Annotated in this window: 14 protein-coding genes; 9 read left to right on the forward strand and 5 right to left on the reverse strand. The window is 63.3% G+C overall.

The features are described from left to right. Positions 1 to 28: 28 nt before the first annotated feature. The 4 genes from MLB1_RS15105 (at position 29) to MLB1_RS15120 (ending at position 3,815) form a co-directional block, all read left to right on the forward strand. Positions 29 to 658 (forward strand): TetR/AcrR family transcriptional regulator, encoded by a 630-nt coding sequence (locus tag MLB1_RS15105; RefSeq protein WP_180750639.1) that lies wholly within the window; start codon positions 29 to 31, stop codon positions 656 to 658. 176 nt (positions 659 to 834) lie between these two features. Continuing rightward, positions 835 to 2,052 carry a lipid-transfer protein gene (locus MLB1_RS15110; RefSeq protein ID WP_180750640.1) on the forward strand — a complete coding sequence of 406 codons (1,218 nt, stop codon included), beginning with the start codon at positions 835 to 837 and terminating at the stop codon, positions 2,050 to 2,052. 16 nt (positions 2,053 to 2,068) lie between these two features. Next, positions 2,069 to 2,920 (forward strand): MaoC/PaaZ C-terminal domain-containing protein, encoded by an 852-nt coding sequence (locus MLB1_RS15115; RefSeq protein ID WP_180750641.1) that lies wholly within the window; start codon positions 2,069 to 2,071, stop codon positions 2,918 to 2,920. A 16-nt stretch (positions 2,921 to 2,936) separates the two neighbouring features. Beyond that, positions 2,937 to 3,815: an SDR family oxidoreductase gene (locus MLB1_RS15120; protein WP_180750642.1), complete on the forward strand. Its 879-nt coding sequence runs from the start codon at positions 2,937 to 2,939 to the stop codon at positions 3,813 to 3,815. Between the two features lie 26 nt (positions 3,816 to 3,841). Here MLB1_RS15120 and MLB1_RS15125 read toward each other — a convergent pair whose 3' ends face one another. From MLB1_RS15125 to MLB1_RS15135, 3 genes are all read right to left on the reverse strand, one after another. Then, positions 3,842 to 4,732 carry an aldo/keto reductase gene (locus MLB1_RS15125; protein ID WP_180750643.1) on the reverse strand — a complete coding sequence of 297 codons (891 nt, stop codon included), beginning with the start codon at positions 4,730 to 4,732 and terminating at the stop codon, positions 3,842 to 3,844. 211 nt (positions 4,733 to 4,943) lie between these two features. Then, entirely contained in the window at positions 4,944 to 6,440 is a 1,497-nt protein-coding gene (gene glpK, locus MLB1_RS15130; RefSeq protein WP_180750644.1) for a glycerol kinase GlpK, read from the reverse strand. Continuing rightward, positions 6,437 to 7,204, reverse strand: coding sequence for an IclR family transcriptional regulator (locus MLB1_RS15135; protein WP_180750645.1), 768 nt, complete (start codon positions 7,202 to 7,204; stop codon positions 6,437 to 6,439). Before MLB1_RS15135 ends, glpK (MLB1_RS15130) begins: the two co-directional genes overlap by 4 nt. A gap of 103 nt (positions 7,205 to 7,307) precedes the next feature. Here MLB1_RS15135 and MLB1_RS15140 point away from each other — a divergent pair, with 103 nt between their 5' ends. The 3 genes from MLB1_RS15140 to MLB1_RS15150 are packed head-to-tail and all read left to right on the forward strand — an operon-like array spanning position 7,308 to position 11,348. After that, the gene (locus MLB1_RS15140; RefSeq protein WP_180750850.1) at positions 7,308 to 8,114 is read left to right on the forward strand and encodes an MIP/aquaporin family protein; all 807 of its coding nucleotides are present in this window, start codon (positions 7,308 to 7,310) and stop codon (positions 8,112 to 8,114) included. Then, entirely contained in the window at positions 8,107 to 9,624 is a 1,518-nt protein-coding gene (glpK, locus tag MLB1_RS15145) for a glycerol kinase GlpK (protein WP_180750646.1), read from the forward strand. The genes MLB1_RS15140 and glpK (MLB1_RS15145) overlap by 8 nt, the downstream gene beginning before the upstream one ends. Continuing rightward, positions 9,621 to 11,348, forward strand: a complete 1,728-nt coding sequence (locus MLB1_RS15150) for a glycerol-3-phosphate dehydrogenase/oxidase (RefSeq protein WP_180750647.1) — start codon at positions 9,621 to 9,623, stop codon at positions 11,346 to 11,348. The genes glpK (MLB1_RS15145) and MLB1_RS15150 overlap by 4 nt, the downstream gene beginning before the upstream one ends. Before the next feature lie 7 nt (positions 11,349 to 11,355). Here MLB1_RS15150 and MLB1_RS15155 read toward each other — a convergent pair whose 3' ends face one another. Continuing rightward, on the reverse strand, positions 11,356 to 12,096 hold the full coding sequence (locus MLB1_RS15155) for a PadR family transcriptional regulator (RefSeq protein ID WP_180750648.1): 741 nt from the start codon (positions 12,094 to 12,096) through the stop codon (positions 11,356 to 11,358). A gap of 147 nt (positions 12,097 to 12,243) precedes the next feature. Here MLB1_RS15155 and MLB1_RS15160 point away from each other — a divergent pair, with 147 nt between their 5' ends. After that, positions 12,244 to 12,618, forward strand: coding sequence for a hypothetical protein (locus MLB1_RS15160; RefSeq protein ID WP_180750649.1), 375 nt, complete (start codon positions 12,244 to 12,246; stop codon positions 12,616 to 12,618). A gap of 4 nt (positions 12,619 to 12,622) precedes the next feature. Then, a complete protein-coding gene (locus MLB1_RS15165; RefSeq protein WP_180750650.1) occupies positions 12,623 to 13,876 on the forward strand; it encodes a cation:proton antiporter in 1,254 nt (417 codons plus the stop codon). On the opposite strand, the gene MLB1_RS15170 is transcribed toward MLB1_RS15165, so the two are convergent. Beyond that, the gene (locus MLB1_RS15170) at positions 13,762 to 14,616 is read right to left on the reverse strand and encodes an RDD family protein (RefSeq protein ID WP_180750651.1); all 855 of its coding nucleotides are present in this window, start codon (positions 14,614 to 14,616) and stop codon (positions 13,762 to 13,764) included. The two genes, MLB1_RS15165 and MLB1_RS15170, sit on opposite strands and share 115 nt — an antisense overlap. Between the last annotated feature and the right edge of the window lie 27 nt (positions 14,617 to 14,643).

The following is a 14,643-nucleotide window of genomic DNA, read 5'->3' on the forward strand; positions in this document are numbered from 1 at the left end:
GTTCGACTGACTGTGGTGCAATGTGGGCATGCCCACGCCACGGCGCACCCAGGAGGAACGCTCGGCGGCAATGCGGGCTCGGCTGCTTGAGGCGACCATCGACTGCCTCATCGAGTTCGGCTACTCCGGCACCACCACGGCCCGCATCGCGAATCGTGCAGGTGTCACCCGCGGTGCGCTGATCCATCACTTCCCGTCCAAGTCGGAGCTGATGGCGGAATCGGTCCGCCACCTCGCGTTCAAGCGCACGCAGGCGGTGCTCGAAGAACTGATGGCAATGGACCAGTCCGCCGACCCGATCGACCGGTACCTCGATGTGCTGTGGCGGATCCACCAGGGGCCAATGTTCATCGCGGTGGTGGAACTGCTCATCGCAGCGCGGACCGAGCCCGATCTGCGAGTACACCTGGACCAGTTCGAGAAGATGGTGCTGCACAATCTGTCGGCGCTCAACGTGCTTGACGATGATCACCCGAGCTCACCCAAGGACCGCCGCGATTTCGGTCTGCTCGCCATGGACATCATCCGCGGCGTCCTCCTCAGCAGCTTGACCTCCTCCCAGGAAACCCGCGACCGTCGCTGGTCCCGGGCAAAGCAGATGCTGGAGCTGCGACTTCGTGCGCCCCTGCCCAATCCGCAGAAACAAACTGTGCTGTAGGTAAACGCCTCAACCGTTGGATGACGGTTTGACGCGCGTTCACCGTGGCTATTGCTGGTCTCTATATGCGGTGATTGCAACGGTTAGGTGCCCACTTTTCGCTCTTACATTCAGGATGGAACGTATGTTACGTTGGCGATGCCCCCATTGAAGTGTGTGCAAAAGGAGCTTGGAAGATGCCACCTAAGGCCCCCGAGAAGGTTTATGTCATCGGCGTCGGGATGACGAAGTTCGAGAAACCCGGACGACGTGAAGGTTGGGACTACCCGGTCATGGCCAAGGAGTCGGGCACCAACGCGCTGACCGACGCCGGTATCGACTACGACAAGGTGGAGGCGGCCTATGTCGGGTACTGCGCGGGTGAATCCACCTCGGGTCAGCGCGCCGTCTACGAGCTCGGTATGACCGGCATCCCGGTCACAAACGTCAACAACAACTGTTCGACGGGTTCGACCGCGTTGTTCAATGCGGCGCAGGCGATCCGCGGTGGGCTCGCCGATGTCACTCTGGCGCTTGGGTTCGAGAAGATGCAGCCAGGCTCACTGGGCGCGACCTTCACCGATCGCGAGCAGCCGATGCAGCGCCACATAGAGGCGCTCGCCGGGTTGTTTGATTTCGCCTTCCCACCTGCACCCTGGATGTTTGGTGCGGCCGGGCGCGAGCACATGCAGAAGTACGGCACCACCGCCGAGCACTTCGCCAAGATCGGTTACAAGAACCACAAGCACTCGGTGAACAACCCGTACGCGCAGTTCCAGGAGGAGTACACCCTGGAGGACATTCTGAACGCCAAGATGATCTATGAGCCGTTGACCAAGCTGCAGTGCTCGCCGACCTCGGACGGCTCGGGTGCCGCCATCCTGGCCTCGGAGAGGTTCGTCGAGGCGAACGGGCTCGGCGACCGGGCAGTGGAGATCGTCGGCCAGGCAATGACCACCGACACCCCGGGAACCCTGGAATCCAAGTCGGCGATCACCCTGGTGGGGTTCGATATGGCCAAGCTTGCGGCGCAGAAAGTCTATGAGCAGGCCGGCATTTCGCCCGACGACGTCGATGTCATCGAGCTGCACGACTGCTTCTCTGCCAACGAGCTGATCACCTACGAGGCACTCGGACTGTGTGCCGAGGGTGAGGGCGGCAAGCTGATCGACAACGGCGACACCACCTACCGTGGCCGCTGGGTCGTCAACCCGTCGGGAGGCCTGATCTCCAAGGGGCACCCGTTGGGGGCCACCGGTTTGGCGCAGTGCGCCGAGCTGACCTGGCAGCTGCGCGGCGATGCCGATAAGCGTCAGGTGGCGAGCGCGGCCGAGAAGACCGGTGTGGCGCTGCAGCACAACCTCGGCCTCGGTGGCGCCTGCGTCATCACCGCTTATAAGCCGGCAAACCGCTGAAAGGGGTTGGCAAATAATGGCTGACACCAAGTACCCGTTCAACAACGAGGGCCTCGACCAGTGGGGTGCCGAGGAGACCATCGAGGTCGACAAGGAAAAGTTGATCGCCTACGCCGAGGCCACCAACGACCCGATCGAGGAGCATCGGAAGGGTGAGGTGGCGCCCCCGGTTTTCGCGGTGGTGCCGATCTTCCAGGCATTGGTGGGCACGACGATGAGCGTCGTTCCCTACCAATTGATCCCGCGAGTGGTGCATGGCGAGCAGTTCTTTCGCTTCACACGGCCGATCAAACCCGGTGACATCCTCAAGGCGCGATCGAAGATGATCGGTTACGAGGGCATGGAGAACGGCACCCGTGGGACGGTCTTTGCCGAAACACGAGATGCTGCAGGCGATCTGGTGAACGAGCAGTGGGTGACGTTCTTCTTCAGGAAGTACGACGTCGGCGAGACCCGTGGAGAGTTGGGTCCAAGCGCCGTGCTGGACGAGGCGGTTAAGGCCAACGCGCCCGCCGCGACGCTCACGCAGCATGTCGACGACGATCAGACATTCCGGTACGCACCTGCGGCCGGTGACCCGATGCCGATCCACCTCGATAACGATGCCGCGGTGGCAGCTGGGCTACCCGGCATCATCGCGCATGGCTTGTGCACCATGGCCTTTACCTCATGGGCGGCCCTGACCGAGCTGGCCGATTCGCGCACCGAGCGGCTCAAGGAGCTGGCAGTTCGGTTCGCCAAGCCGGTGCTGCCCGGTCAGGACATCACCACGAATTTCTGGACCAACGGTGCCGCAGGCACCTTCTCGTACGAAACAAATGTCGGCGAGGACCTTGTCATCAAAAACGGCCACGCGGCCGTCTCCTAGCTCGAAGGGAAGAAACATGGGACAACTTGACGGACGGGTAGCGGTCATCACCGGTGCCGGACGTGGCATCGGTCGTGAGCACGCGCTGCTTTTCGCCAAGGAGGGCGCGTCGGTGGTCGTCAACGACCTCGGCGGTGCCAATGACGGCAGCGGGTCGGACGCGGGACCGGCGCAGGAAGTGGTTGACGAGATCACTGCGGCCGGCGGCAAAGCCGTTGCCAACACCGATAACATCTCGACTTGGGCGGGTGCGTCCAACCTAGTCAGCCAGGCCGTCGAGACGTTCGGCACGCTGGATGCCGTCGTGAACAACGCGGGGATTCTGCGCGATGGTTTTGTCGCCGGGCTCGAGGAAGACCAGTGGGATTCGGTCATCCAGGTGCACCTCAAGGGCCACTTCTCGGTGCTGCGCCACGCAGCAGCGTATTGGAAGGCCCAGGCGAAGGCGGGCGCCGATGTCAAGGCCACCGTCGTCAACACCGCATCGGATTCCGGTGTGACACTGCCGAACCCGGGGCAGGGCAACTACGGTGCCGCCAAGGCGGCAATCGCGGCGCTGTCCTGTGTCGCAGCCGCCGAGCTGGAGCGGTACGGGGTCAAGGTGAATGCTATTGCGCCCGTTGCCCGTACCCGGCTCACCCTCGCCACCCCCGGTATGGGTGCGATCTTCGCGGCCCCGGTCGATGAGGGACAGTTCGATATGTTCAGTCCCGCCAACATCTCTCCGCTTGTTGCGTATTTGAGCACCGAGAAGAACCCGTGGACCGGGCAGGTCTTCAAGGTGACGGGCGGCTCTATCCAACGTCTCAAGGGATGGTCGGTGACCGAGACCGCCGAGACCGACGGCCCGTGGAGCATTGATCTGGTGCGCGAGAGCGTCGAACCCTGGAAGTGATGACGCGCGCGGAGGCGGGTCGCCGATCAGGCGGCCCGCCGCACCGGCTTGTCCCGGTGCCACCTGCTCCGCGGAGAATGATGCGCCGAGAATCCTTCGTTGGGGTGCGTTCCTAATCGGCCTTCGGGGTTATCGAGCTGGGTGAAGACCTCGAAATCCTCTGGAGACAAACTGAAGTCGAATATCTGTAGATTCTCGGCCAGTCTGTGAGGAGAGCAGGTTTTGGGGATCACCACATGACCGAGCTCAATGTGCCATCGCAAGATCAGCTGCGCGGTCGTCTTATTGTGCTTGGCTGCTAGCGTGGTCAGCAGAGAGTCTCCCGCGGTCCCGATGCCCTGAGCCAGCGGACTCCATGCCTCGGTCACAATCTCGCGCTCGGTGTTGAACTGCCGTAATTCTCGCTGCTGGAAGTACGGGTGCAGCTCTACCTGGTTGACCACGGGTAGCACACCGGTCTCGTCGACGATGGCGTGCACATGCTCGGGTTCGAAGTTGGACACACCGATGGCACGGATCGCGCCGGAGAGATAAAGCTGCACGATCTGCCGCCAAGCGGCCACATATTGCCCGTTATCTGGTGCGGGCCAATGGATTAGAAATAGGTCAACGTAACCGGTGCCGAGGGCATCGAGGCTCCGGGCGAAAGCATCCGCGACATCGCGGAAATCGTCTACCCATAGCTTCGTGGTGATGAAAATGTCTTCCCTGGGTACGTCGGAACGGGAGATGCCGAGACCGACGCCGCGTTCATTGCCGTACTTGGTGGCGGTGTCGATATGTCGGTATCCGGCTTCAATAGCCTGTCGGACAACAGTTTCCGCCTCATCATCGGGAATGGCGGCGACGCCGAGGCCGAGTTGGGGAATGTCGACACCGTTGTGGAAGCGAACTTGCGGAACAGTGCATGGTGGCACGAGGGACTCCAATCGCTCTGCGATTCATGGAGCAGCGGAATTGCCGGTACGCCACAGCCTTGTGACAGTTGAAACAGTACAACTGTCAGTTGATAAGCGCAGCTGTCACCGTGCTGCGTAATTGCTGTGAAGTAGCTGAAATCGCTGAATGGTAAGGGTTTTCGGCGAACCGCCTCATCCGCGATTTACAAGATCCTTACGCCGCTTGTTCCTATGCGGTGTTCCAATTCAACGTGTTGGTAACGGCCAGGCGCCAGTTCGCGAGCTCTGCGGCGCGCTGATCTGTCGGCATTCGCGGCGTCCATTGCCCCGCACGATGTCCGTGGCGGCGCAGCTCTTCCTTGTCCTTCCAGAAACCGACCGAAAGCCCCGCGGCATAGGCGGCGCCGAGGGACACCGTCTCGGGGACGGTGGTCCGCAGGATAGGAACATCGACTGCGTCCGCAAGGGTTTGCATGAGCAGGTTGTTGGCCGTCATGCCGCCGTCGACCTGCAGGCTGGCCAGTGAGACCCCGGCATCGACCTGCATGACGTCGACGACATCGTGCACCTGCCACGCGGTCGCCTCCAGCACGGCGCGCGCGAGATGGCCCTTGGTGACGTACGCCGTCAGTCCGGCAATGACACCGCGGGCGGCCGGTTCCCAATACGGGGCGAACATGCCGTAGAACGCGGGCACGATGTAGCAGCCCCCATTGTCGGGAACGCTGAGCGCCAGCGTTTCCACCTCGGAGGGAACATTGATCAACCCGAGCCCGTCGCGGAGCCACTGCACCAGTGAGCCGGTGGTGGCGATGGATCCCTCCAGCGCGTAGACCGGAGGTTCATCGCGGATTTGATAGCCCACCGTGGTGACCATCCCATTGCCGGAATGAACCGGTGTCGCACCGGTATTGAGCAGCACGAAGCCGCCGGTGCCGAGGGTGCATTTGCCCTCCCCGGGAAGGAAGCACGTATGTCCGAACAAGGCCGCCTGTTGGTCGCCGATCATGGCGCCAATCCGAATGCCCGGCACCGCTGTGGTCGTGTGGCCAAAATCGCCGACGCAGGAACGTATTTCGGGCAAAAGGGACCGGGGAACGTCCATGATGGATAACAGTTCCTCGCTCCACTGCAGAGTGTGTAGATCCATCAGCATGGTGCGGCTGGCATTGGTGACATCGGTGGCGTGCAGGCCGCCATCGACTCCGCCGGTCAGGTTCCATAGGACCCAGGTATCCATGGTTCCGAACATCAATTCGCCGGCTCGCGCTCTGGCCCTGAGGCTGGGGTCGGAGTCCAAGAGCCACCGGATTTTCGGGCCGGCGAAGTATGTCTCGAAGGAGAGTCCCGACAGCTCACGAACCCGGTCGCCATGGTCGGCGGCGAGCTGCTGCACCAGGATGTCGGTGCGGGTGTCGGTCCAGACTATCGAGCGTGCCACGGGCTGTCCGGTGGTCCGATCCCACAGCACGGTGGATTCACGCTGATTGGTGATGCCCAACGCGGCGATATCCGCAGGTGTGGCATCCGCTGCGAAGATTGCCTCCTCTGCAACGCGTTTGGTGGTCCGCCAGATCTCCATCGCGTCGTGCTCGACCCAGCCGGGGCGAGGATGGTGCTGGCGATGCTCGTATTGCGAGACCGAAACCAGCTGTCCGTCATGGTCGAACAGGATGCACCGGGTCGAGGTGGTGCCCTGGTCGATCGCCGCTACGTAGCGCGTCATCGGGGCAGCCGATATCCGAAATTGGCCGAGATCACCCGAGCCACACGGCTCACCTCATTCACCAAGCGGGGCCGCGGTACGAGCCGGGTATCGCATAGCCGGTCGGTGGGGCCGCTGACGCCGATCGCCGCGATGACCAGGCCGCCGCGAGCGCGGATCGGTGCCGCAATACCCGCATTGTCGATCCACAGCTCACCGACATCGCACGCCCACCCGGAGGTTCGCACCGCCGCCAGCTGACGTCTCAACTGTGGTGGGGTGCGGACGGTGCGATGGGTCATGGGCTCCAGTGGCTCGGCGAACACCGCATCGGCTGCGGCGGGGCGAAAGGCCAAGAGCACCTTGCCGAGTGCGCATGCATATGCGGGCCACCGGGCGCCAACGTCCACGGTATCGCGGGATGCGTTGGGCCCGAAGACATGATGAGCGATGACAGCTTCGGCGCCGTCCAGCACGGCGACGTGCACGGTTTCGGAGGAACGAGCCGCGAGAGAGTCCGCATAGTTGAGCGATTGCGCACGTATCGAATTGGCGCTGTGGGCCACGGGAGGCGCGGCGATCACGCCGGACTGGAAGTACCGGCTGGTGTTCGGATCTTGGCCGACGAACCCGACCTCGTACAGCGTGCGGATCAGTCCATGGGCGGTGGGCTTGGGCAGACCCAGCGCGCGCGCCACCTGACCGACCCCCAGCGGCTCGGGGCTGTCGGCCAGGACTCGCAGGATCGCAGCCGCTCGTTCGACCGCCTGCACAGAACCGGGCATCGGAACCCAGGCTAGCCAGTAACGATCAAGATCGTTCGACAATGCCGAATACCATCTCTTGTGACCCGCGACACCCACCCCTAGATTTGGTGAGATGAGGCACATGGGCCAGCTGGCTGCGGAGTTCGTCGGCACGCTGATCCTGATCCTGTTCGGCGTGGGTGTCGTCGCGCAGGTGGTCACGGCGGGGGACCAGGACTATGGCAACCACAACTCCATCGTCTGGGCCTGGGGCATCGGCGTCACATTGGGCATCTTCGCCGCGGCTCGTGTTTCTGGTGCGCATCTCAACCCGGCGGTCACCGTGGCGTTGGCGGCCTTCCGCGGGTTCCCATGGAAGCAGGTTCTCCCGTTCATCGCCGCCCAGACCACCGGGGCGTTCGTGGCGGCACTGCTGGTTCGGTGGAACTACGGCAGCGTGCTGGCGGCCGTGGATCCCGGACATACCGTTGCGACACAGGGTGTCTTCTCCACGCTTCCGGGTAACGGTGCGCTCGATGTCAGCCTGTGGGGCGGCCTGCGCGACCAGATCATCGGCACGGCCATCTTGCTGTTCCTGATCTTCGCCATCACGGACCGGCGCAATATCCGCATGTCCGAGAGCGCCACGCCGTTCGCGATTGGCGCGGTTGTCGTCGGATTGGGTATGGCGTGGGGGTCGATCGCCGGGTATGCCATCAACCCGGCACGCGATTTCGGTCCCCGGCTCGCGTCGTATCTCACCGGCTTCGATACGGCGTTCCTGGACCAGCACGGCGCACAGTACTGGTGGGTGCCGATCGTCGGTCCACTTATCGGTGGCCTTCTGGGCGCCGCGCTATACCGGTACCTGGTGGAACCTTTCCTGCCTGTAGACGACGATTTCGTAACCCAACCCCCTTCGCACACCGAGGAGTTCGCCAATGGCTGATTTCGTGGCATCGATCGATCAGGGCACGACGAGCACGCGTGCCATGATCTTCAACCACGCCGGAGAGGTGATGGGCCGCCATCAACTCGAACATCAGCAGATCCTGCCGCGGGCAGGCTGGGTGGAACACAACCCGGTGGAGATCTGGGAGCGCACCGCGTCCGTGTTGACTACCGCACTGAACTCCACGGGGCTCGGTGCCATCGACCTTGCGGCACTGGGTATTACCAACCAGCGCGAGACAACGCTGGTGTGGAACAAGCGCACCGGCCGCCCGTACTACAACGCCATCGTGTGGCAGGACACCCGTACCGACCGCATCGCCTCCGCATTGGACCGGGACGGCCGGGGAGATGTGATTCGACGCAAGGCGGGGTTGCCGCCGGCCACCTACTTCTCCGGCGGCAAGATCCAATGGATCCTCGAGAACATCGACGGGGTGCGCCGTGACGCGGAGAACGGCGAGGCGATCTTTGGAACCACCGACAGCTGGCTGTTGTGGAATTTGACCGGGGGAGTCGATGGCGGGGTGCATGTCACGGACGTCACCAACGCCAGCCGCACCATGTTGATGAATCTGGAGACCCTCGACTGGGATGAGGAACTTCTTGGTTTCTTCGGTGTGCCGCGGCAGATGCTGCCCGATATCCGGCCTTCATCATCACCGGAACCGTATGGCTTGACCCAGCTTTCGGGCCCCGCGCGGGGTGAGGTGCCGCTCACCGGCGATCTCGGGGACCAGCAGGCGGCCATGGTCGGTCAGGTATGTCTGGAGGCCGGCGAGGCGAAAAACACCTATGGCACCGGCAATTTCCTGCTGCTCAACACCGGCGAAGACCTGGTGCGTTCCAAGAATGGGCTGCTGACCACAGTCTGCTACCAGTTCGCCAACAACAAACCCGTATACGCACTGGAGGGTTCGATCGCGGTGACCGGATCAGCCGTGCAATGGCTGCGAGATCAGCTGGGAATCATCAGCGGCGCCGCCGAGAGCGAGGATTTGGCCCGGCAGGTACCGGACAGTGGCGGTATGTACTTCGTGCCCGCATTCTCGGGTCTGTTTGCACCGTATTGGCGTTCGGATGCACGCGGAGCCATTGTGGGGATGTCGCGGTTCAACACCAACGCGCATCTGGCGCGCGCGACGCTTGAGGCGATCTGCTATCAGAGCCGTGAGGTTGTCGAGGCGATGGAGGCCGACTCGGGTGTGCACCTTGAGGTGCTCAAGGTGGACGGCGGTATCACCGCCAACGAACTCTGTATGCAAATCCAGGCCGACACGCTCGGCGTCGACGTCGTCAAACCCGTTGTTGCCGAGACAACCGCGCTGGGTGCGGCATATGCGGCAGGGCTGGCCGTCGGTTTTTGGAAGGACGCCGACGACCTGCGACAGAACTGGCAGGAAGATAAGCGATGGAGCTCATCGATCACGGAACAGCAGCGTGCCGAGGGGTTCACGGGCTGGAAAAAGGCTGTACAGCGCACACTGGATTGGGTTGACGTCTCATGAGTTCGAAAACGGAACCGTTGAGCCCGACGGGTCGAGCGGCAGCATTGGCCCGGTTGGAGGCCGACGAGCTGGATATTCTCGTCATCGGCGGCGGAGTCACTGGTTCAGGAATTGCACTTGACGCGGTAACACGCGGATTGACAACCGGTTTGGTAGAAGCACGGGACTATGCGGCCGGTACCTCGAGCCGCTCCTCGAAGCTGTTCCACGGTGGACTGCGGTATCTCGAACAGTTCAACTTCTCGCTGGTGTTCGAGGCGCTGCGCGAGCGCCAGCTGGTGCTCAAGACGCTGGCACCGCATTTGGCCCGGCCGGTTCCGTTCCTGTATCCGCTCTCGGCGCCGGTGATCGACAGGGTGTATGCCGGGTTGGGCATTGGGGTGTACGACATCATGGGTGCCGGCCGCGGCGTGCCGTCACACATGCGGCACCTGGGGCGGCACAAGACGATTGAGGCATTTCCGTCGGTCAACCGCACGAATGTCCGGGGTGCGATCAAGTTTTACGAGGGACAGGTGGACGATGCACGTCACACTATGACGCTGGCGCGGACAGCTGCCCGATACGGGGCGCTGTGTGCGACGAGTACCCGCGTGATCGGATTTCTGCGCGAGCGCGATGAGGTTGTCGGTGTTCGGGTACGCGACCTGGAGAGCGGTCGTGAGTTCGAGGTCCGTGCCCGGCAGACCATCAACGCGGCCGGCGTATGGACCGACGAGATTCAGCAAATGGTCGGTGGTCGAGGGCAATTCAATGTGCGTGCCTCCAAAGGTGTGCACATCCTGGTGCCCAGGGCGCGGATCAACTCCTCGGCGGGCATCATCACCCGTACCGAGAAGAGTCTGCTGTTCGTCATCCCGTGGGGCAGTCACTGGATCATCGGAACCACCGACACCGACTGGGATCTGGACCTGGCACACCCGGCGGCCAGTCAGTCCGATATCGACTATCTACTGGAGCAGGCGAATGCGCTGTTGGCCGATCCGCTGGATCGCGATGACGTAGTAGGTGTGTATGCCGGTCTGCGGCCACTACTTTCGGGTGAGTCGGACTCCACAAGCAAGCTCTCGCGGGAACACGCGGTGGCCAGCCCGGTGAAGGGACTCACCATGATCGCGGGTGGTAAGTACACCACCTACCGTGTCATGGCCAAGGATGCGGTCGACCATGCCGTGCATGGTCTGGAGCGGTTGGTGCCGGCGTCCATCACCGAACGGGTGCCATTGGTGGGGGCTGAAGGTTATGGCGCGCTGTGGAATGCGCGTGAGCGGGTGGCCGCCCGTACCGGTCTGCGGGTGAACACCGTCGAGCATCTGCTCGGCCGATACGGGTCGATGATCGACGAGGTGCTGGGACTTATCGACGATGACCCGAAGCTGGGCATGCCGATGGATGGCGCGCCGTCATACCTGAAGGCGGAAATCGTCTACGCCGCCAGCCATGAGGGTGCTCTGCATCTCGACGATCTACTCGCCCGGCGGACACGGATCGCGATCGAGACCTGGGATCGTGGCGATGCTGCGGCCCGGGAAGCCGCCGAATTGGTGGCTCCGGTGCTCGGCTGGGACGCTGCCGATATCGATCGCGAGGTCGAGCATTATCAGAAACGCGTTGCCGCCGAGCGTGAATCGCAACGCGCGCCCGATGATAGAACGGCCGACGCAGCCCGCCTCGGCGCACCCGATGTACGGGGTGCCGTGACGGGCCGCGTGGTGGGACCTTAGGAAGGTCTCACTCGGTTTCGCCGAGGATGCCGTAGATCTGCTTGCGGGCAGAGTTCACGATCTCGATGATCCGCTGCTGTTGTTCGGGTGAGGCGGCGTGTGCCGATTGCGCGACTGCGCCCATCAGCTGGCCGAGTGCCGAACGCAGGTCGAGTACCGACGGGTCGGCGTCTTCGTTGATCTTGTCCCAGGGCGGGGTATCGACCTTCTCGGCGGTCGATTTACCTTCCTCGGTGAGCTCGAACTGCTTGCGGCTGCCGCTGCCCTCGGTCTCGGTGATGAGGCCCTCGTCGACGAGCAGTTGCAATGTCGGATAGACCGAACCAGGGCTCGGACGCCAGATGTTGTTACTGCGCTCCGCGATCTCACGGATCATCTCGTAGCCGTGCATCGGACGCTCGATTAGCAGCGCCAGGATGGCGGCCCGGACGTCGCCGCGCTGGCCACGTCCTCGTCCGCGTCCCCGCGGCTGGTCACCGAAGCCAAACCCGGGACCGAATCCGGGACCGAGGCCCCGACCGAAGGGCCCGAAACCGGGACCGAATCCGCCGCGCATGAACGCGCCCGGTCCGCTGTGGCCGGCCCAGGCCCGCTCGTGGGATTCGCCGTGCGGATCGCATTCATGTTGACGGCCACCGTGGCGACGGCCTCGTGAGCCTGGTCCGCGACGTGTGGGGTCGAATCCGAATCCAAATCCAAATGGTGTGTCGGGCCGGAACTGTTCGGCCCTTTCCTCGTGGGAAGTCATGCGTATCTCCTTGTGCTTGGGGGAGGCGGTAGCGCCTCTCGATAGATAACGATATATCGGAACCGATCGAGATGCAACGAAAACTTTCGGTGACGATTCGGAGCCATTGAGAGGAACCGTCCAGGCAGGCGCCGTAGGGTGGCCGCCATGACGGTGAAGTGGCTGGATGAACCCGAGGACCATGACTACGCAGCGGCGGCTGACTACCTGACGCTCGTCGGTGAGACCGATGTGGTGAAGCGGACCGTGAAGGCGCTGCGCAATGCGACGCTGGAGTGCCGCAAGGCCAAGGACATCCTGCGGGCGGCTCACTTGGACATGCTGCCCAAGACCAATGCCCATGTGGCCCGCGACCTTGCGAAGATCGCCAAGGACAAGGCGCTGTCCCCGATCTTGCTGGTGCGTGGGGACGCGCGTTCCGGGGCGCGGCTGGAAATCGCGGACGGTTACCACCGGGTCTGCGCTAGCTATATATCCGACGAAAACACCGATATTCCCTGCCATCTGGTCTCTTGGCAGTAACTCCATGAGTGGCTTCGGTTTCCCGACCCTGGCAATCATCGTCCTGGTCGGACTGGTCGGACCGCTGCTGGCGCTCAATACGCGGCTGCGGATTCCCGTGGTCATCGGCGAATTGATCGCCGGAATCGTCATTGGCCGCACCGGATTCGGCTGGATCGACGCCTTCGATCCGACATTCAAGATGTTCGCCGACGTCGGGTTCGCTCTGGTCATGTTCGTCGCAGGCACGCATGTACCGGTACGCGATAAGACGATGGTGGCCGCGCTGCCCAGGGCGGCGCTGCGCGCCATCGCGGTCGGTGTGGTTGCCGCGGTGCTGGGTGTGCTGCTGGCCAACGCCTTCCACACCGGGCATGCCCCGCTATACGCGGTGCTCATCGCTTCCTCGTCGGCGGCGTTGGTGCTGCCGGTCATCGACTCGCTGGGTCTCGAAGGCCCCAAGGTGCTGAGTGCCACCGCTCAGGTGGCCATCGCCGATACCGCGTCGATTGTCTTGCTACCCCTGGTTATCGACCTCAAGCACGCACCCCGCGCGGCGGTGGGTGCGATCGCCGTGGCGGCATGCGCGGGCATTCTCTTCGTGATCCTGCGGGCACTCGATCAGGCCGGACAACTCGACCGGTTCCACCGTTATTCGAAACAGCGCCGCGTGGCAATGGAGTTACGGATCAGCCTGGCCATCGTCTTCGGGCTCGCAGCGCTGGCCGTGGAGACCCACGTGTCGATCATGCTGGCCGGGTTCGCATTGGGGCTTGTCGTCGCAGGTGTCGGGGAGCCGCGTCGGCTGGCCAAGCAGCTTTTCGGATTTACCGAGGGGTTCTTTTCCCCACTGTTCTTCGTGTGGTTGGGGGCGTCGCTGCATGTGCGCGAGCTCGGTGAGAACCCCAAGCTCATCCTGCTCGGTGTGGGCCTGGGTGCCGCGGCCGTCCTCGCTCATATGGTCAGTCGCTTCTTCGGTCAACCGCTGTCGCTCGGTGCGCTGGCAGCGGCTCAGCTCGGGGTGCCCATCGCGGCGGCGGCGATCGGCGAGCAGCAGCAGTCACTCATCCACGGCGAGGCCTCGGCACTTATCCTCGGCGCCCTGGTCACCATCGTCGCGGCGACCATAGGTGGTTCGCTCTATGCGAAGAAATCCGCTGGGGGTCAGCCAGGTGTAGCGAAACCCGAAGTATCCCGGGGAGACTCAGGAGGTTCAGGGACGGTCGGCGGTGCCGGCGCCCAACCGGGCGAGGGTGCGGGGAACGGCGTCGGCGGATAAGCCGGCCGCATCTGCTCCAATGCGCGGCGGTGGCGTTCCGCCAGCACCGCGGCGAGCATGAACTGCGGGGGAGTGCCCGGCGGTGGTGGCGGCGCGATGCTGGCGAGTACATCGGTGGAGATCTGATAGAGCATCTGATCGCGGGTGTGTGGTGACAACTGCTGTGCACGATTGAGGAACTGGCGAGCCAGATTGGCCTGATCGGTGGTGAGCCCGGACAGTTGCAGTGTCTGTGCCCAGGAGGCCAGCTGCGGTGGCATCACCGGTGGCGGAGGGAGTTTGGGACCCCGCTCGCTGATCACCATGGTGCCCGCGAAGATGTCGCCGAGGCGTTTTCCCTTGGCTGACACCAGACTGCTGATCACGGCGGGCGCCCCCATGAACATGTAGATCTCCACGACTGCCGACAGCGCGCGGATGATGGCCTGCCGCAGGCGTTCTGGGCCACCATCCTCGGATACCACGCGCAATCCCATGGCCATCTTGCCGAGGGATCTTCCCCGGGTGGACATCTCGAAAATGACGGGATAGCCAACCAATGCCAGTACCCCGTAGGCGATGCTTAGCGCCGCCGCCAGTGCCTCGTCAAACTGCGACAGTGAGAGTGCCACAACGAAGATGCCCGCGTACAGCACGATCATCTGGACGAAGATGTCGATGAACGCGGACACGACCCGTACCGGCAGCTGAGCCACCTTGACGTCCAGGACGACCGCGTCACCTGTCACCAACTCCGACATGGCTCGAACCCTACCTTCGGTCTTCGC

Source organism: Mycobacteroides sp. LB1, assembly GCF_013449725.1.
Taxonomy (GTDB): Bacteria; Actinomycetota; Actinomycetes; order Mycobacteriales; family Mycobacteriaceae; genus Mycobacterium.